The sequence below is a fragment of the Bacillus sp. Nf3 genome, assembly GCF_003028545.1.
GTDB lineage: Bacteria > Bacillota > Bacilli > Bacillales > Bacillaceae > Bacillus > Bacillus safensis.
Genome location: NZ_PYUA01000003.1, coordinates 305,411 through 322,651 on the forward strand (window position 1 = coordinate 305,411; position 17,241 = coordinate 322,651).

At 44.3% G+C, this 17,241-nt stretch carries 17 protein-coding genes and 1 riboswitch; all 17 genes read left to right on the forward strand.

Annotation, left to right across the window (positions count from 1 at the left end):
* Positions 1 to 25: 25 nt before the first annotated feature.
* The 17 genes from C9414_RS11050 (at position 26) to C9414_RS11130 (ending at position 17,230) form a co-directional block, all read left to right on the forward strand.
* On the forward strand, positions 26 to 1,354 hold the full coding sequence (locus tag C9414_RS11050; protein WP_047202121.1) for a solute carrier family 23 protein: 1,329 nt from the start codon (positions 26 to 28) through the stop codon (positions 1,352 to 1,354).
* A gap of 130 nt (positions 1,355 to 1,484) precedes the next feature.
* On the forward strand, positions 1,485 to 2,408 hold the full coding sequence (locus C9414_RS11055) for an aspartate carbamoyltransferase catalytic subunit (protein ID WP_107163630.1): 924 nt from the start codon (positions 1,485 to 1,487) through the stop codon (positions 2,406 to 2,408).
* The gene (locus C9414_RS11060) at positions 2,392 to 3,678 is read left to right on the forward strand and encodes a dihydroorotase (RefSeq protein WP_107163631.1); all 1,287 of its coding nucleotides are present in this window, start codon (positions 2,392 to 2,394) and stop codon (positions 3,676 to 3,678) included. The genes C9414_RS11055 and C9414_RS11060 overlap by 17 nt, the downstream gene beginning before the upstream one ends.
* A complete protein-coding gene (locus C9414_RS11065) occupies positions 3,675 to 4,769 on the forward strand; it encodes a carbamoyl phosphate synthase small subunit (protein WP_047202124.1) in 1,095 nt (364 codons plus the stop codon). Before C9414_RS11060 ends, C9414_RS11065 begins: the two co-directional genes overlap by 4 nt.
* Positions 4,754 to 7,969 (forward strand): carbamoyl-phosphate synthase (glutamine-hydrolyzing) large subunit, encoded by a 3,216-nt coding sequence (gene carB / locus C9414_RS11070; RefSeq protein WP_107163632.1) that lies wholly within the window; start codon positions 4,754 to 4,756, stop codon positions 7,967 to 7,969. The genes C9414_RS11065 and carB overlap by 16 nt, the downstream gene beginning before the upstream one ends.
* On the forward strand, positions 7,966 to 8,742 hold the full coding sequence (locus C9414_RS11075) for a dihydroorotate dehydrogenase electron transfer subunit (RefSeq protein ID WP_107163633.1): 777 nt from the start codon (positions 7,966 to 7,968) through the stop codon (positions 8,740 to 8,742). Before carB ends, C9414_RS11075 begins: the two co-directional genes overlap by 4 nt.
* Positions 8,736 to 9,668, forward strand: a complete 933-nt coding sequence (locus C9414_RS11080; protein ID WP_047202127.1) for a dihydroorotate dehydrogenase — start codon at positions 8,736 to 8,738, stop codon at positions 9,666 to 9,668. Before C9414_RS11075 ends, C9414_RS11080 begins: the two co-directional genes overlap by 7 nt.
* Positions 9,640 to 10,344 carry an orotidine-5'-phosphate decarboxylase gene (pyrF, locus tag C9414_RS11085; protein WP_107163634.1) on the forward strand — a complete coding sequence of 235 codons (705 nt, stop codon included), beginning with the start codon at positions 9,640 to 9,642 and terminating at the stop codon, positions 10,342 to 10,344. The genes C9414_RS11080 and pyrF overlap by 29 nt, the downstream gene beginning before the upstream one ends.
* A gap of 7 nt (positions 10,345 to 10,351) precedes the next feature.
* Positions 10,352 to 10,990 (forward strand): orotate phosphoribosyltransferase, encoded by a 639-nt coding sequence (gene pyrE / locus C9414_RS11090; protein WP_039178408.1) that lies wholly within the window; start codon positions 10,352 to 10,354, stop codon positions 10,988 to 10,990.
* A 161-nt stretch (positions 10,991 to 11,151) separates the two neighbouring features.
* A riboswitch (SAM riboswitch) is annotated at positions 11,152 to 11,254 on the forward strand.
* 116 nt (positions 11,255 to 11,370) lie between these two features.
* Positions 11,371 to 11,475, forward strand: coding sequence for a DUF2292 domain-containing protein (locus tag C9414_RS11095; protein WP_404841314.1), 105 nt, complete (start codon positions 11,371 to 11,373; stop codon positions 11,473 to 11,475).
* Between the two features lie 45 nt (positions 11,476 to 11,520).
* Entirely contained in the window at positions 11,521 to 12,222 is a 702-nt protein-coding gene (locus tag C9414_RS11100) for a phosphoadenylyl-sulfate reductase (RefSeq protein WP_047202129.1), read from the forward strand.
* Positions 12,223 to 12,235: 13 nt separating this feature from the next.
* Positions 12,236 to 13,300, forward strand: a complete 1,065-nt coding sequence (locus C9414_RS11105) for a sulfate permease (protein ID WP_047202130.1) — start codon at positions 12,236 to 12,238, stop codon at positions 13,298 to 13,300.
* Positions 13,301 to 13,357: 57 nt separating this feature from the next.
* The gene (gene sat, locus C9414_RS11110; RefSeq protein WP_107163636.1) at positions 13,358 to 14,494 is read left to right on the forward strand and encodes a sulfate adenylyltransferase; all 1,137 of its coding nucleotides are present in this window, start codon (positions 13,358 to 13,360) and stop codon (positions 14,492 to 14,494) included.
* Positions 14,495 to 14,508: 14 nt separating this feature from the next.
* The gene (gene cysC, locus C9414_RS11115) at positions 14,509 to 15,102 is read left to right on the forward strand and encodes an adenylyl-sulfate kinase (RefSeq protein ID WP_107163637.1); all 594 of its coding nucleotides are present in this window, start codon (positions 14,509 to 14,511) and stop codon (positions 15,100 to 15,102) included.
* A gap of 29 nt (positions 15,103 to 15,131) precedes the next feature.
* Positions 15,132 to 15,887, forward strand: a complete 756-nt coding sequence (gene cobA / locus C9414_RS11120) for a uroporphyrinogen-III C-methyltransferase (RefSeq protein WP_047202132.1) — start codon at positions 15,132 to 15,134, stop codon at positions 15,885 to 15,887.
* A 73-nt stretch (positions 15,888 to 15,960) separates the two neighbouring features.
* The gene (locus C9414_RS11125) at positions 15,961 to 16,746 is read left to right on the forward strand and encodes a sirohydrochlorin chelatase (RefSeq protein WP_107163638.1); all 786 of its coding nucleotides are present in this window, start codon (positions 15,961 to 15,963) and stop codon (positions 16,744 to 16,746) included.
* A complete protein-coding gene (locus C9414_RS11130; RefSeq protein ID WP_107163639.1) occupies positions 16,727 to 17,230 on the forward strand; it encodes a precorrin-2 dehydrogenase/sirohydrochlorin ferrochelatase family protein in 504 nt (167 codons plus the stop codon). The genes C9414_RS11125 and C9414_RS11130 overlap by 20 nt, the downstream gene beginning before the upstream one ends.
* Positions 17,231 to 17,241 lie beyond the last annotated feature (11 nt).

Sequence of the window (17,241 nt, forward strand, 5' to 3'; positions counted from 1 at the left end):
AAAGGACACATCTAGGAGGAAAATCATGAGTCAGCAAAAAGCCAATTTAGGCATTCGAGATATCCCAAAACCATTCACATGGCTATCACTTAGCCTGCAGCATTTGTTTGCGATGTTTGGTGCAACCATTCTTGTACCAAAAATCATTGATATGAGTCCAGCCGTCGCGCTCATCTCAAGCGGTGTGGGAACGATTGTTTACTTAATCATCACAAGAGGGCAAATTCCGGCGTATCTTGGATCGTCCTTTGCCTTCATCGCCCCCATACTGAATGTGAAAGCAACGGGCGGCCCCGGAGCCGCAATGGTTGGCGCCTTCATGGCGGGTGTCGCTTATGCGCTCATTGCCCTGTTCATTAAATGGCTCGGCACAGGCTGGCTGATGAAGCTTCTGCCGCCGGTCGTCGTAGGACCAGTCATTATGGTCATTGGACTTGGACTCGCTGGAACAGCAGTCAACATGGCGATGTATGTTGATCCGAATGCAACTGAGCTTGTTTACAGCCTCAAGCACTTAATGGTCGCTGGCTTCACACTGGCTGTCACGATTATCAGTATGATTTTCCTAAGAGGATTCCTTAGCTTAATCCCAGTATTAATCGGCATTATCAGCGGCTATCTCTTTGCCTTAACACAGGGCATTGTGAACTTTCAGCCGGTTATTGCCGCAAAATGGTTTGCTGTACCAGACTTCGTCGTGCCATTTGTCGACTATACACCTGCTGTGACTTTAAGCATTCTCACAGTGATGGTGCCGGTTGCCTTTGTCACAATGTCTGAGCATATCGGTCATCAAGTGGTGTTAAGTAAGGTCGTAGGACAAGATTTTATTAAAAAACCAGGTCTTCACCGCTCCATTTTAGGAGACAGTGCGGCGACCATCTTCGCTTCACTTATTGGCGGACCACCAACAACAACTTATGGAGAGAACATTGGCGTACTTGCCATCACAAGAGTGTTTAGTATCTTCGTCATCGGCGGAGCAGCAGTGTTTGCGATCTGCTTCGGTTTTGTAGGGAAAATTTCAGCATTAATCAGTACAGTGCCGTCCGCGGTGATGGGAGGCGTTTCGTTCCTGCTCTTTGGAATCATTGCCTCAAGCGGTCTGAGAATCCTGATTGATCATAAAGTGAATTTTGAAGAAAAGCGTAATCTCATTATCGCATCAGTCATCCTAGTCATCGGAATTGGCGGGGCATTCATTGAGGTGAAACAAATCAATCTCACGCTATCTGGAATGGCACTTGCTGCGATTACGGGTGTCCTGTTAAACCTGATCCTGCCGCATCAAAAAGCGGAAGATGACGAGTTAAATGAATCAAATACAGAAAACCTTTTAAAAGAAGTCCAGTGAGGCTGACAAGGGTTCTAAATGAAGCAGAATGCACGAAAGTGCCGCTGCTTCTTTTGGAGAACCCTAAGCTGCCGAGGCTTAGGGTTTTTTTGAACCTGAAAGTGATGAAAAACTAGAGGGGGAAGAAAAAATGAATGATTTATCGACAATGAGCAGCTTGTCTAAAGAAGAGATTTTACAGCTGATTGAAGAAGCAGCTGCACTCAAAAAGGGGAAACAAGAACATGGATTAGCCGGAGAATTTGTGGCAAACCTCTTCTTTGAACCAAGCACAAGAACACGTTTTAGCTTTGAAGTAGCCGAGAAGAAACTAGGGATGAATGTCCTGAGCTTAGATGCGGCAAGCACCTCCGTTCAAAAGGGCGAAACACTTTACGATACGGTAAAAACACTGGAATCAATCGGAGTAAAGGCATGTGTGATCAGAGACAGCACCGATGAATATTATAACGAGCTGATTGGGAAGGTTGGAATTCCCATCATCAATGCAGGAGATGGCTGCGGACAGCATCCAACCCAATCACTGCTTGACCTCATGACCATATTTGAAGAGTTTGGCGGCTTTGAAGGCTTAACGATTTCGATTCATGGAGATATCAAACATAGCAGGGTAGCAAGGTCAAATGCTGAGGTTCTCTCAAGACTGGGAGCGACAGTCCTCTTTTCAGGACCTGCTTCCTTCCAGGATGAACAAAACCCTCACGGAACGTACGTCCAAGTAGATGAAGCCATCGTACAATCTGATGTGGTGATGCTGCTCAGAATCCAGCATGAACGGCACGCTGAAAAAATGGGCAGTGATGATTACTTATCAACTTATGGATTAACAGTAGATAGAGCCAGCAAAATGAAAGAACGCGCGATTATTATGCATCCAGCACCAGTAAACAGAGGTGTTGAAATAGATGATTCATTAGTAGAGTCCAAGCAGTCAAGGATTTTCAAGCAAATGGAAAATGGTGTTTATATCCGAATGGCCGTATTAAAAAGAGCTTTTCAAAATAGCACACTACATCAAAAAGGGAGAGATTCTGTCTATGTCATATCTCATTAAAAACGGTTTTATCTTAACAAGCACAGGTGAAAGAGTGCAGCAGGATATTAGGGTAAAAGGAAAAGTGATTCAAGCGATGGGTCACCTAGAAAGAGAAGACGGAGAAGAGGTTATTGATGCAGCAGGGCTATTTGTGTCACCAGGCTTGATCGATCTGCATGTGCATTTAAGAGAGCCAGGCGGAGAGAAAAAGGAAACAATTGAAACAGGCTCTAAAGCAGCCGCAAGAGGCGGATATACGACCATTGCAGCGATGCCGAATACAAGACCGGTTCCAGATACAAAAGAGCAAATGGAATGGCTCATGAATCGAATCGAAGAAACCTCATCTGTGAGAGTACTGCCATACGCCTCCATCACAACGAGACAAATTGGGGAAGAGATGACGGATTTTGCAGCACTAAAAGAAGCAGGAGCCTTTGCTTTTACAGATGACGGTGTCGGTATCCAAACAGCAGGCATGATGTACGAAGCGATGAAACAGGCAGCAAGTCTTGATCAAGCGATTGTGGCGCACTGTGAAGATAACTCGCTCATTTACGGCGGGTGCGTTCATGAAGGAGAATTTTCAAAAGCAAATGGGTTAAACGGAATACCGTCAATCTGTGAATCGGTGCATATTGCAAGAGATGTTCTTTTAGCAGAAGCAGCGAACTGTCATTATCATGTATGTCATATCAGTACGAAAGAATCTGTACGGGTCGTACGCGATGCAAAAAAAGCAGGCATCCGTGTGACGGCTGAGGTGTCACCGCATCACCTGCTGTTGTGTGATACGGACATTCCAGGTCTTGATACAAACTATAAAATGAACCCGCCGCTCAGAGGAAAAGAGGATCGCGAGGCATTGATCGAGGGACTGTTAGATGGAACGATTGATTTCATCGCAACAGACCATGCGCCGCATACAGAAGAAGAAAAGAACGAAACCATGCAGCGTGCCCCGTTTGGAATTGTGGGACTTGAAACAGCGTTCCCGCTTCTGTATACACGATTTGTCAAAACAGGCGAATGGACATTAAAAGAACTCGTTGATTATATGACAATCAAACCAGCAGAAGCCTTTTCCCTTCCATACGGAAAGCTTGAAGAAGGACACATAGCTGATATTACACTCATTGATTTAAACAAAGAAATGGCAATCGATAAAACAAGCTTCTTATCAAAAGGACAAAATACACCGTTTGACAAATTGACTGTATCAGGATGGTCAGTCATGACACTTGCATCTGGGAAAGTCGTTTATGAAGAGGGGAGACTAGTAAAATGAAGAGACGTTTAGTGCTAGAAAACGGAACAGTATTCGAAGGAACAGGCTTTGGCAGCTTAGAACCATCAGTCGGAGAAGTCGTCTTTAATACAGGGATGACGGGCTATCAAGAAATTTTATCTGATCCATCATACTGCGGACAAATTGTCACACTCACTTACCCGCTTATCGGCAACTACGGCATTAACCGTGACGATTTTGAATCGATCACACCGTTTGTGAAAGGGCTGATTGTGAAAGAACTTTGTGAAAAGCCCTCAAACTGGCGCTCTTCATACTCACTCGATGAATATTTAAAAATGAAAAACATTCCGGGGCTGAGCGGAATCGATACACGGAAGCTGACTAGAATGATTCGAAGTGCAGGGACTTTAAGAGGGGCGTTTGCAGGACCTGATGAACAAGTGGAAGACGTTGTGCGCCGCCTTCAAACATTGCAGCTGCCAACTGATCAGGTGAGTCAAGTATCTGTGAAAAATGCGTATCCAAGCCCAGGCAGAGGAAAAAGAATTGTCCTTGTTGATTTCGGCATGAAGCACGGCATTTTGCGCGAGCTCAATAAACGTGACTGCGACGTCATTGTGGTGCCATACAACATCACTGCAGATGAAGTGCTGCAGCTAAAGCCTGATGGCATCATGCTTTCAAACGGACCTGGAGATCCTGTGGATGTACCAGAAGCCGTTGAGATGATTCAGCAATTGATTGGAAAGGTGCCGCTCTTTGGTATTTGCCTCGGACATCAGTTATTTGCTCTAGCGTGCGGTGCAAGCACAGAAAAAATGAAATTTGGTCACAGAGGGTCGAACCATCCGGTGAAAGAACTAGCAACTGGCAAGGTGACACTCACGTCTCAAAACCATGGCTACACGGTTAGCAAGATTAACGAAGACGTGCTCGAAGTCACACATATTGCCTTAAACGACAATACGATTGAAGGATTAAAACATAAAGAAGCACCAGCGTTCACTGTTCAGTACCACCCAGAAGCATCACCGGGTCCAGAAGATGCAAACTACTTATTTGACCAGTTCATGGAAATGATTCATACGACTGAGAAAGAAGGGGAAGAAGTATGCCAAAACGCGTAGACATCAAAAAGATTTTAGTAATCGGATCAGGTCCTATCATCATCGGTCAGGCAGCGGAGTTTGACTATGCAGGCACACAGGCTTGCTTAGCACTAAAAGAAGAGGGCTATGAAGTCGTTCTTGTGAACTCTAACCCTGCGACCATCATGACAGATACAGAAATGGCTGATAAGGTATACATCGAACCACTGACACCAGAATTTTTAACACGAATCATTCGAAAAGAACGCCCTGATGCGATCTTGCCAACACTTGGCGGGCAAACTGGATTAAACCTTGCTGTTGAATTGTCAGACCTTGGTGTATTAGCTGAATGCGGCGTTGAAGTACTCGGTACAAAGCTGTCAGCCATCCAAAAAGCAGAGGATAGAGATTTATTCCGTAATTTGATGAATGAACTAAATGAGCCTGTACCAGAAAGTGAAATCATTCATAACCTGGAAGAAGCAATGGCGTTTACGGATCAAATCGGTTTCCCTGTCATCGTCAGACCAGCCTATACATTAGGTGGAACGGGCGGCGGAATTTGTACAAACGAGCAAGAACTGAAGGAAATCGTTGAAAACGGCCTGAAGCTAAGCCCAGTTACACAATGCTTACTTGAAAAAAGCATTGCAGGCTTTAAAGAAATTGAATATGAAGTCATGCGGGACAGCGGTGACCATGCAATCGTTGTTTGTAACATGGAAAACTTTGACCCTGTCGGTATCCATACAGGTGACAGTATTGTTGTAGCACCAAGCCAAACGTTAAGTGATCGTGAATATCAGCTGCTTCGCAATGTGTCGCTTAAGCTGATCCGCGCACTTGGCATAGAAGGCGGCTGTAACGTTCAGTTGGCACTTGACCCAAACAGCTTTCAATACTATATCATCGAAGTAAACCCGCGTGTGAGCCGTTCCTCTGCGCTTGCGTCAAAAGCGACAGGCTATCCAATTGCCAAATTGGCAGCGAAAATTGCAGTCGGGTTAACGCTTGATGAAATGATGAACCCAGTCACAGGTAAAACCTATGCAGCCTTCGAGCCGGCACTTGACTATATCGTTTCAAAAATACCGCGCTGGCCGTTCGATAAATTTGAATCTGCCAACAGACGTCTTGGTACGCAAATGAAGGCAACTGGTGAAGTCATGGCGATCGGCCGCACATTAGAAGAGTCTCTTCTAAAGGCTGTACGTTCACTTGAAGCCGATGTGCATCACATTGAATTAAAAGATGAAGCAGACATCACAAATGAAGTGCTTGAAAAACGGATTATCAAAGCGGGAGACGAACGATTATTTTATATCGCTGAGGCGCTTAGAAGAGGCTATACAGTCGAACAAATACACGAATTCTCAAAAATTGATTACTTCTTCCTTCATAAACTGGAAGGCATCATCGCCTTTGAGAAGACATTAAAAGAAAACAAAGGCAATACAGACGTATTAAAAGAAGCGAAAGAAAAAGGCTTCTCAGATATCTACATTAGCCGCGAGTGGAATATGAACGAAGCGGATGTCTATAAGCTAAGACAAGAAGCAGGCATTGTACCTGTATACAAAATGGTAGATACATGTGCGGCAGAATTTGAATCAGAGACACCTTATTTCTACAGCACGTATGAAGATGAAAATGAATCAGAACGTACAGACAAGAAAAGCGTTATCGTATTAGGTTCAGGTCCTATCCGAATTGGACAAGGGGTTGAATTTGATTATGCGACCGTTCACTCTGTGTGGGCAATTAAACAAGCAGGCTATGAAGCGATCATTATTAACAACAACCCTGAAACGGTCTCAACAGACTTTAGTATTTCAGATAAGCTCTACTTTGAACCACTCACTGTAGAAGACGTAATGCATATTATCGACCTTGAACAGCCTGAAGGAGTTGTCGTTCAGTTCGGCGGGCAAACAGCGATCAACTTAGCAGATGAATTATCAAATAGAGGGGTTAAAATTCTTGGAACTTCTCTAGAAGACCTAGACCGCGCAGAAAACCGGGACAAGTTTGAACAAACGTTAGAAACACTTGGCGTGCCCCAGCCTAAAGGGAAAACAGCAACGTCTGTGCCTGAAGCAGTAGCGATTGCCAATCAAATTGGCTACCCAGTCCTTGTCCGTCCTTCCTATGTATTAGGCGGCCGCGCGATGGAAATTGTGTATCAAGAAGCCGAGCTTCTTCACTACATGGAGAATGCGGTGAAGGTCAATCCGCAGCATCCAGTGTTAATTGACAAGTATTTGACAGGAAAAGAAATTGAAGTAGATGCCGTGTCTGATGGCGAAACTGTCGTGATCCCAGGCATTATGGAACACATTGAAAGAGCCGGAGTTCACTCTGGTGACTCGATTGCAGTCTATCCGCCACAAACATTGTCTGAGGACATCAAAGCGAAGATCGCAGAATACACGATCAAGCTTGCAAAAGCACTCAACATTATTGGGCTTTTAAACATCCAATTTGTCCTATCAAAAGGCGAAGTGTATGTACTTGAAGTGAACCCGCGATCAAGCCGGACGGTTCCTTTCTTAAGTAAAATCACAGGCATCCCGATGGCCAACCTTGCGACAAAAGTCATCTTAGGAGACAAGCTCAAAAATTATGGCTACGAAGAAGGGCTTCACACAGAGCAAGAAGGAGTGTACGTTAAAGTCCCAGTCTTCTCTTTTGCTAAATTAAGAAGAGTCGATATTACACTCGGACCTGAAATGAAATCAACAGGTGAAGTCATGGGGAAAGATGTCACGATCGAAAAAGCCCTATATAAAGGATTGATTGCCTCAGGTATTCAAATTCCTAATGACGGAACAGTACTTCTGACAGTGGCTGATAAGGATAAAGAAGAAGGACTTGAGATCGCAAGAAGATTCCATTCAATCGGCTATCATATTTTAGCGACAGAAGGAACGGCGAATTATTTAAAACAAGCCTACATTCCATCAAGTGTCGTCGGCAAAATCGGAGAGGAAGGCAAAAATCTTCTCGATGTCATTCGAAACGGGGAAGCGCAATTTGTCATCAACACCTTAACAAAAGGAAAACAGCCGGCAAGAGACGGCTTTAGAATTAGACGTGAATCTGTTGAAAACGGAGTGGCCTGCTTAACGTCCTTAGATACAGCAGAAGCCATTTTAAGAGTGCTTGAGAGCATGACATTTAGAGCAGATGAAATGCCAGAAGTGAAAACGAATGCTGAGGTGACAGTAACGATATGAAAAAAGCATACTTGACGGTCGTCTCGAACCGAGAGATCGCTGATCATATTTACGAAATGACATTAAAAGGTGACCTTGTGGACTCCTTTCAAACGGCTGGACAATTTCTTCATCTAAAGGTCAGTGAATCCATGACACCGCTGCTGAGAAGACCGATCAGTATTGCCAACATTCATGCCGAGCAAAAAGAAGCAACCATCATTTACCGCGCAGAGGGAGAGGGCACAAAGCTCCTCTCCCAAAAGCGGGAGGGAGAATCAGTCGATGTATTAGGGCCGCTTGGAAACGGGTATGATCCTTCAGTCGTCCAGCCCGGAGAGACGGCATTACTAGTCGGCGGCGGAATTGGCGTACCGCCTCTATATGAACTGTCCAAGCGTTTAACGAAAAAAGGCGTCATCGTGAAGCATGTCCTCGGCTTTCAATCGAAAAAGGATGTATTTTACGAGGAGAAATTTCAAGCACTCGGTGATACGTTTATTGCAACGGTTGATGGCACATACGGTACTAAAGGCTTTGTAACAGATGTGATAAAAGAGCAAAACCTGAGCTTTGATGTGCTGCTTTCCTGCGGTCCAACACCTATGCTAAAAGCGCTGAAAGACACGTATCCTGATAAGCCCGTTTATATTTCGATGGAAGAACGAATGGGCTGCGGAATTGGTGCGTGCTTTGCATGTGTCTGTCATACCGATCAGCTCGACAAACCTTACGTCAAAGTCTGTCTTGATGGACCTGTTTTTAAAGCAGAGGAGGTGGCGTTGTCATGCTAAACGTTGAGTTACCGGGATTATCTTTAAAAAATCCAATCATCCCTGCATCAGGCTGCTTCGGGTTCGGGAGAGAATTTGCATCCTTATATGACCTATCATTGCTAGGCGGTATCATGATCAAAGCCACAACCCTTGAACCGAGATTTGGCAATCCCACGCCAAGGGTAGCCGAGACAGGAGCTGGTATGCTTAATGCAATCGGCCTTCAAAATCCGGGTCTAAAAGGCGTGCTTGAAAATGAGCTGCCTTGGCTTGAACAATTTGATACACCTATTATTGCGAATGTTGCTGGCTCACAGGTTGATGATTATGTGGAAGTAGCCAAGCAAATCAGCCAAGCAAAAAATGTTCATGCCCTTGAACTGAATATTTCTTGCCCAAATGTGAAAACAGGCGGGATTGCCTTCGGTACAGATCCAAATATGGCGGCGTCATTGACAAAAGCGGTCAAGGAAGTCTCTTCTGTACCTGTCTATGTCAAGCTGTCACCTAACGTAGCCAATATTGTGGAGATTGCTCAAGCGATTGAAGCTGCTGGAGCGGATGGACTCACCATGATTAACACATTAATCGGTATGCGTTTAGATTTAAAAACGGGGAAACCCATCCTTGCCAATAAAACAGGCGGATTATCAGGACCAGCTGTCAAACCGGTCGCTGTGCGCATGGTACACGAGGTGAGTCAAGCGGTTTCTATTCCGATTATCGGGATGGGCGGAGTGCAAAGTGCTGAAGATGTACTTGAATTTTTACTAGCAGGTGCAAGTGCAGTAGCTGTCGGCACAGCCAATTTTGTGAATCCATTTATTTGCCCGGAAATCATTGAAGAGCTGCCAAATGTGTTAGCAGCATATGGTTATTCATCTGTAGAGGAATGCATCGGAAGGAGCTGGAAACATGAAGCACTTGCCCATCATCGCGCTTGATTTTCCATCAGGGAAGGACGCGCTTGCCTTTTTAGACCCTTTTGAAGGGACACCATTATTTGTGAAGGTAGGCATGGAGCTGTTTTACCAAGAAGGTCCTGCCATCATTGACGCACTAAAAGAAAAAAATTGCCGTATTTTCCTTGATCTGAAGCTTCATGATATTCCAACAACCGTGCAAAAAGCGATGAACCGGCTTGCTGCACTTGGTGTTGATTTGGTCAATGTGCATGCTGCTGGCGGGAAACGAATGATGCAGGCTGCGTTAGAGGGACTTGAAAGCGGGACTCCTGCTGGACAAAGCCGCCCGGGCATTATTGCAGTGACCCAGCTGACTAGTACGTCAGAAGACATGATGAGAAACGAATTACTCATTGACCATCCGTTGCAAGAGACTGTTATCCGGTACGGACAATTAGCATATGAAAGTGGGCTAGACGGGGTTGTTTGCTCTGTTCATGAATCTAAAGCACTTCATGAACATATTTCACCATCCTTTCTCACTGTAACGCCAGGAATTCGCTTACCGAATGATCAAACCGATGACCAACAGCGCGTGGCGACACCGGCCTATGCAAAAGAGCAAGGTGTTTCACAAATCGTTGTCGGAAGATCAATCACAAAAGCTGATAAACCAATAGAAGCCTATCATCAAATTTTGAAAGAGTGGGAGTGACTGCCAGATGAAATCAAAAATCGCGAAACATCTATTACAAATCAAAGCGGTCTCATTAAAACCAGACGAACCGTTTACATGGGCGAGCGGTATAAAATCACCGATCTATTGTGATAACCGCCTGACATTGTCATATCCAGAAGTGAGACACGACATTGCTGAAGGTCTAAAAGATTTAATTCTCACTCATTTCAAGGGAGCAGAGGTTGTCGCGGGTACTGCAACAGCAGGCATTCCTCATGCGGCATTAGCAGCAGACCGCTTGAACATCCCGATGTGTTATGTCAGAAGTAAGCCGAAAGCACATGGAAAAGGAAATCAAATTGAAGGGGCCGTATCAAAAGGCCAAAAGGTTGTCGTCGTAGAAGACCTTATTTCCACAGGAGGCAGTGTGCTTGAAGTGGTCGCTGCTCTTCAAGATGAGGGCTGCGAGGTACTAGGAGTTGCCGCGATCTTCACATACGGACTGCCAAAAGCAGCGGCAGCCTTTCAAGAAAAAAATATTCCATATGTCACCCTAACAGACTATGACACATTGACAGACGTGGCACTTGAACTGAAAGCGATTGAGCCTGCTGCGATGAACAAACTAAAACGCTGGAGACAAGATCCTTCCTCAGAATCTTGGATGGAAGAAACGGTCTGAAAAGTTAAAGCCCATCGTTAACAAAAACTGTGCCTGCCCGCACAGTTTTTTATTTAGGTAAAAATAGTAAAATAGACTCAAATTTTAATAAAAACTAATCCTATCAATAAAGTCGGGTTGACTTTTGTTTGAATTGTGTTAATATTTAAGACAAATTGAAACTCTTATCCAGAGAGGTGGAGGGACTGGCCCGATGAAACCCGGCAACCTGCGATTCGCAAGGTGCTACTTCCTGCAAAATGATTCTATTTTGAAAGATAAGGAAATCGTGAGCTTCCTCATCTTTCTTTCGGACTGAAAGAAAGTTTTTTTATTTTAACGGTGAGGAGGAAGAGGAGATGGAAGTGAAACAAAATCAGGATGAGGACTTAGTAAAGCATATGCAAGAACTGATTGGGGATATGAAATTCGGTTCAATTACGTTAATTGTTCAGGACGGTAAAGTGATTCAAGTGGAAAAAAACGAAAAAATTAGATTGAAGTAGTGCGGAAAAAAGCAATATGAGCTGTACTCCGGAAGGGGAGAAATCATGTTAACTTATGAAAATTGGCAAGAGCCGTCCATTACATTTCAAGAAGATGATTTGTATAAAGGTGCCCTGTCTGTACTGAAATGGGCGTACGGTCATTATGGTGACCAGCTCGTATATGCGTGCAGCTTTGGGATTGAGGGCATCGTTCTGATTGATCTGATTGCAAAAGTAAAAAAAGATGCGAAAATTGTCTTTTTAGATACAGGTCTGCATTTTAAAGAAACATACGACACAATTGATGCGGTAAAGGAAAGATACCCGGGTTTAGACATTGAACTGAAAACGCCTGAGCTGACGGTTGAACAGCAAAATGAGCAGCACGGTGAACAATTATGGAAAACAAATCCTCAAAGCTGCTGCCATATGCGTAAGGTCATTCCTTTGCAAGAAGCCCTATCTGGTTATCCAGCATGGCTTTCCGGTTTAAGAAGAGAGCAGTCACCAAAACGAGCAGGGACGAATTTCTTAAATAAGGATGAAAAATTCAAATCAGTGAAAGTATGTCCGCTTATCCATTGGACGTGGAAGGACATATGGAGATATGCATCAAGAGAGGAACTTACTTATAATCCGCTGCATGACCAGGGATATCCAAGTATCGGCTGTGCACCGTGTACACAACCAGCATTTACTGCAGATGATCTGCGTTCTGGCAGATGGTCAGGCACAGCAAAGACAGAGTGCGGATTACATGAGTAAGGGAGCATAATGTATGGAAATCGCCGCAATTTTATTTAGTCTATTCTTTGCTTTAAACATAGGCGCAAGCGGAGCAGCTGCTTCTATGGGCATTGCGTACGGGTCAGGTGCGATTCAAAAGCCCATTTATGCGCTCAGCGTTTGTGCAGTTGGGATTTTAGCAGGTTCAGTGATTGGCGGCGGTGAGGTCGTCAAAACGATCAGCTCTGGTATTATGCCAGAATCAGTCATTACACTTGAAATCGTTTGTATTATCATTGGTTCTGCTGCGCTATCACTTTTCATAGCGAATCTGATGGCGATTCCTTTATCAACAAGTGAGGTCACAGTAGGGGCTGTGGTTGGTGTGGCAGTCGCGTATAAAGTATTGTTTGTGAAATCCATTTTAGTGATTGTGGCATTTTGGGTGATCATCCCGATTTTCGCCTTTCTTTTTACCTTTGCTGTCGTCAAAATCATCAGAATGTTCCCTAAACGGAAGCTCTCTAAAAAAGGCACAGCTATTTTATCTGTCGTATTAATCCTCAGCGGATTTCTAGAGGCGTTTTCAGCTGGTATGAACAATGTCGCAAATGCGGTCGGCCCGCTTGTCGCGTCAGGCGTTTTGTCAGTCGGGCAAGGAACTCTTTACGGCGGGATCTTTGTTGCACTTGGTGCGCTTTTGCTTGGGAGAAGGGTACTAGAAACAAACGGAAAGAAAATTACCCGCTATCAAACGGGTGAAGGGATTTTACTTTCGAGTACCGGTGCCGGGCTTGTCATCGTCAGCTCTATTTTTGGGCTGCCTGTTCCGCTTACGCAAATCACCTCCTCGTCTATTATCGGGCTTGGAATGGCAAAAGGCGGGCCAAACATTTTTCACAAACATGTTGTGAAAAAAATGCTGAAAGTGTGGGTGGTGTCACCCTTCTTATCACTCAGCCTATCGTATTTGCTGGTGAGCCTTTTCTTAAAAGGAGACTATTACTCTATCTTTATCATGATGAGTGTACTGCTTGCCTCACTTGGTGCACTGAGTCTAATGAAGGCAGTCAAAAATGAGAGCAGCTCTATTCATGAACAGGGCGGCGGGATTTAATTACAAATCCTACTATTAACATCTAATAAATATGAACATTGAGAGGAAGATGAACAAATGAGTTTAACACCACATGGTGGCGTATTAATTAATCGAGTAAATGAAGAATATGATCTCAGCACAGCTGAAAAGGAAATTGAACTAGATGCGATCTCCTTTGCAGACCTTGAACTCATTGCAATTGGCGGATATAGTCCAATTGAAGGGTTTTTAACAAAAGCTGATTATGAAGCAGTTGTGAGCAGTATGCGGCTAGCAAGTGGTGTCGTTTGGTCTCTTCCTATTACACTGCCAGTGACAAAAGAAAAGGCGGCGGAAATCCATCAAGGCGATATCGTACGTTTATCCTATAATGGAACTGTATATGGTGTCATTGAAGTAGAGGATCAATATACACCAGATAAGGAAAAAGAAGCGGTAAATATCTATAAAACTGATGACCGCAATCATCCAGGCGTGAAAAAATTATTTGAACGCGGTGATACTTACATTGGCGGGAAAATTACACTGACGAAACGCAGTGAAAAACCATTCCCTCAATTTACGTATGAGCCAGAAGAAACAAGACGTCATTTTAAAGAAAACGGCTGGAAAACCATTGTTGGTTTCCAAACGAGAAACCCGGTTCATCGTGCGCATGAATATATTCAAAAAACAGCATTAGAAACGGTCGATGGTTTATTCTTAAATCCGCTTGTCGGTGAAACAAAATCTGACGATATCCCGGCAGATGTGAGAATGAAAAGCTATCAAGTGTTATTGAATGGTTATTATCCAAAAGACCGCGTCTTTTTAGGTGTTTTTCCTGCTGCAATGCGTTATGCTGGACCAAAGGAAGCAATATTTCACGCGCTTGTTCGTAAAAATTATGGCTGCACCCATTTTATTGTCGGAAGAGATCATGCAGGTGTTGGTGACTATTACGGCACATACGAGGCGCAGGAACTATTTGATCAATTTACAAGCGAAGAAATCGGCATTACTCCATTAAAATTTGAACACAGCTTCTACTGTAATACATGTGAAGCGATGGCCACACCAAAAACGTGTCCTCACGACAAAAGCGAGCATGTCATTCTTTCAGGTACAAAGGTTCGAACGATGCTGAGAAACGGTGAATTACCACCAAGCACGTTCAGCCGAAAAGAAGTCATTGAAACATTAATCGAAGGATTAAAAACGACGGTATCTTAAAGGGAGGGTATGACATGAGCAACGAACATATCGTGTGGCATGATGCATCTATTACAAAAAAAGAATATCAACAGAAAAACAATCATAAAAGCGGCATTATCTGGCTTACAGGTTTAAGCGGATCAGGTAAATCAACGATCGCAAATGCAGCTGCAAGAGAGCTGTTTGAACAAGGCTATCAAGTCACAGTTCTTGATGGCGATAACGTGCGGCACGGACTCAATAAAGATCTAGGGTTTTCAGATGACGACAGAAAAGAAAACATCCGCCGAATCGGAGAAGTGGCGAAATTATTTGTGGAGCAAGGTACGATTGTCATCACTGCTTTTATTTCTCCATTTCAAGAAGACCGCCACATTGTCAGACAGTTAGTCGAAGATGGGGAATTTCACGAAGTGTTTGTCAAATGTGATCTGAACGTGTGTGAAGAGCGTGATCCAAAAGGGTTATATAAAAAAGCGAGAAACGGCGAAATTCCATTTTTCACTGGAATCGATTCACCATATGAAGAGCCAGCTGCGCCTGAGCTCGTCTTAGATACAGGGGAATTATCCCGTGAGGAATCCAAACAGCGTCTTGTTGATTATGTAAAAGCAACAACGAAATAATCGCCTGATGGCAGGGGGAGAAAAGCAAGATGGGGAAAGTATACATTGTGGGTGCTGGACCCGGAGACCCAGATTTAATTACATTAAAGGCCCATAAGGCGATACAGCAGGCAGATGTCATCTTATATGATCGTCTTGTCAATCAAGACATTCTCGCCCACGCCAAACCAGAGGCGGAATTGATTTATTGCGGAAAGCTGCCAAATCATCATACAATGAGACAGGAAGCCATCAATGAAGCGCTTGTGGCTCATGCAAAGGAAGGGAACGTTGTCGTTCGGCTGAAAGGCGGCGACCCCTTTGTCTTTGGCCGCGGCGGTGAAGAAATCGAATGCTTAGCTGAGCACGGAATTCCGTATGAGGTTGTCCCAGGAATTACTTCTGGTATTGCAGCGGCTGCTTATGCGGGCATCCCTGTGACACACCGTGAATTCAGCTCAAATGTTGCTTTTGTCACGGGTCACTATCAAAAGGATGAACATTTTGAAGAAAAGTGGGAGGCGCTGGCTACAGGGATTGATACTCTTGTGATTTACATGGGTGTCAAAAACGTGGAAAGAGTGCAGCGCCTGCTTTTAAAAAATGGACGGGATCCAGAAACACCCGCTGCATTTATACACTGGGGAACCACGACGAGGCAAAAGACAACTTGCTGCACTGTGGCGACACTGTCTGAAACCGTTGAAAAAGAAGGGATCGAGCATCCAAGTTTAATTGTTGTTGGAGATGTCGTTCATTTTCATCAAAAACTGAACTGGTTTGAACCCGCATTAATCGAGAAATGAGAATGATAGAGAAAAGACACGTACATACATCGTGTCTTTTCGTCTGATGAAATAAGTGAGGGGGAGGAGCCGAATGAAACAAGCTGTCCTTTATGTTGGGCATGGAAGTCGAGTAAAAGAGGCGCAAGATAAGGCCATTTCTTTTATGAAAAGCTGTATGCCGTTAGTGAAAGCAGATATACAAGAAATTTGTTTTTTAGAGCTGACGGACCCTTCTATAGAAGAAGGATTTGAGGCCTGTGTGAAAAAAGGAGCGACACACATTGCCATCGTCCCGCTCCTCCTTTTAACTGCCATGCATGCTAAATCGGATATACCGGTCGAAATTGAGAAAGTGCGCGCGCGATTTCCGCAAGTGAAGGTCACATATGGAAAGCCAATCGGGGTGAATCAAGAAGTAACAAAATCGGTTGCCGCAAGAATTGAAGAAGCAGGATATCAAGGCGAGCGGGCGCGGATTCTTTTAATTGGCCGCGGGAGCTCTGATCCGGATGTGAAGCGAGATGTGTTTGGCATTGCAGACGATGTCCGAAGTCTGCTTCCGTATGCAGAGGTTCTTCCGTGTTTTATTACAGCATGTGATCCCAATTATCGAGATGTTCTCGCGCAGTTATCAGCAGATGACGATGGGCCTGTCTATATCGTTCCTTACTTGCTGTTTACCGGAATTTTAATGAAAGAAATTGAAAGTGAAGCCGCTCAGGCGAGAAAGCGGCTGAAAGATGTCCGGGTATGCCGGTATATTGGCTTTCATCCGCATGTTAAAGCAGCTTATATTGAACGCGTGCAAGAAACCATTTTAAACAAAGACGATGCATTTCGTTTCCGAGGAGAAAGCCATGCTTCCAGTCCATCTTGATTTAACCAATAAACAAGTGGTCATTGCCGGCGGCGGATCTGTGGCGTTAAGAAGAGCAAAGGCGCTGTGCACGGAACCTTGCCATATAACCGTTGTCAGTCCTAATCTTTCTGAAGAGATGGCACACTTCATTGATACATACCAATTGAATTGGAAGGAAAAGAAGGTAGATGCTGAAGATTTGAAGGATGCATTTTTCATTGTAGCTGCGACAAATGACCCTTCGGTAAATGAATGGATTGCACAAACAGTACAGCCTCACCAGCTCGTGAATTGTGTGAGCCAATCAGAACTAGGCAATGTGATTGTGCCGAAGGTTGTCAAAGCAGGAAAAGTGACGATTTCAGTCTCTACAAGCGGTGCAAGCCCCGCCCGGACAAAACAGCTGGCGGCGGCAATTGAATCCTTGCTTGAACAAGAGGATATTGACGCACTTGATGCCCTTTACATCGAAAGAAAAAAGCGACAAAGAAAAAGCCGATAAATCCTCATGTC

Bases quoted from the DNA above. Each gene is read 5' to 3' on its own strand.
- sat (WP_107163636.1), top strand. From the start codon at position 13,358: ATGAGTTTAACACCACATGGTGGCGTATTAATTAATCGAGTAAATGAA.
- C9414_RS11080 (WP_047202127.1), top strand. From the start codon at position 8,736: ATGCTAAACGTTGAGTTACCGGGATTATCTTTAAAAAATCCAATCATC.
- C9414_RS11050 (WP_047202121.1), top strand. From the start codon at position 26: ATGAGTCAGCAAAAAGCCAATTTAGGCATTCGAGATATCCCAAAACCA.
- C9414_RS11130 (WP_107163639.1), top strand. From the start codon at position 16,727: ATGCTTCCAGTCCATCTTGATTTAACCAATAAACAAGTGGTCATTGCC.
- C9414_RS11105 (WP_047202130.1), top strand. From the start codon at position 12,236: ATGGAAATCGCCGCAATTTTATTTAGTCTATTCTTTGCTTTAAACATA.
- C9414_RS11055 (WP_107163630.1), top strand. From the start codon at position 1,485: ATGAATGATTTATCGACAATGAGCAGCTTGTCTAAAGAAGAGATTTTA.
- pyrE (WP_039178408.1), top strand. From the start codon at position 10,352: ATGAAATCAAAAATCGCGAAACATCTATTACAAATCAAAGCGGTCTCA.
- C9414_RS11065 (WP_047202124.1), top strand. From the start codon at position 3,675: ATGAAGAGACGTTTAGTGCTAGAAAACGGAACAGTATTCGAAGGAACA.
- cobA (WP_047202132.1), top strand. From the start codon at position 15,132: ATGGGGAAAGTATACATTGTGGGTGCTGGACCCGGAGACCCAGATTTA.
- C9414_RS11095 (WP_404841314.1), top strand. From the start codon at position 11,371: ATGCAAGAACTGATTGGGGATATGAAATTCGGTTCAATTACGTTAATT.
- carB (WP_107163632.1), top strand. From the start codon at position 4,754: ATGCCAAAACGCGTAGACATCAAAAAGATTTTAGTAATCGGATCAGGT.
- C9414_RS11060 (WP_107163631.1), top strand. From the start codon at position 2,392: ATGTCATATCTCATTAAAAACGGTTTTATCTTAACAAGCACAGGTGAA.
- C9414_RS11075 (WP_107163633.1), top strand. From the start codon at position 7,966: ATGAAAAAAGCATACTTGACGGTCGTCTCGAACCGAGAGATCGCTGAT.
- C9414_RS11100 (WP_047202129.1), top strand. From the start codon at position 11,521: ATGTTAACTTATGAAAATTGGCAAGAGCCGTCCATTACATTTCAAGAA.
- pyrF (WP_107163634.1), top strand. From the start codon at position 9,640: ATGAAGCACTTGCCCATCATCGCGCTTGATTTTCCATCAGGGAAGGAC.
- cysC (WP_107163637.1), top strand. From the start codon at position 14,509: ATGAGCAACGAACATATCGTGTGGCATGATGCATCTATTACAAAAAAA.
- C9414_RS11125 (WP_107163638.1), top strand. From the start codon at position 15,961: ATGAAACAAGCTGTCCTTTATGTTGGGCATGGAAGTCGAGTAAAAGAG.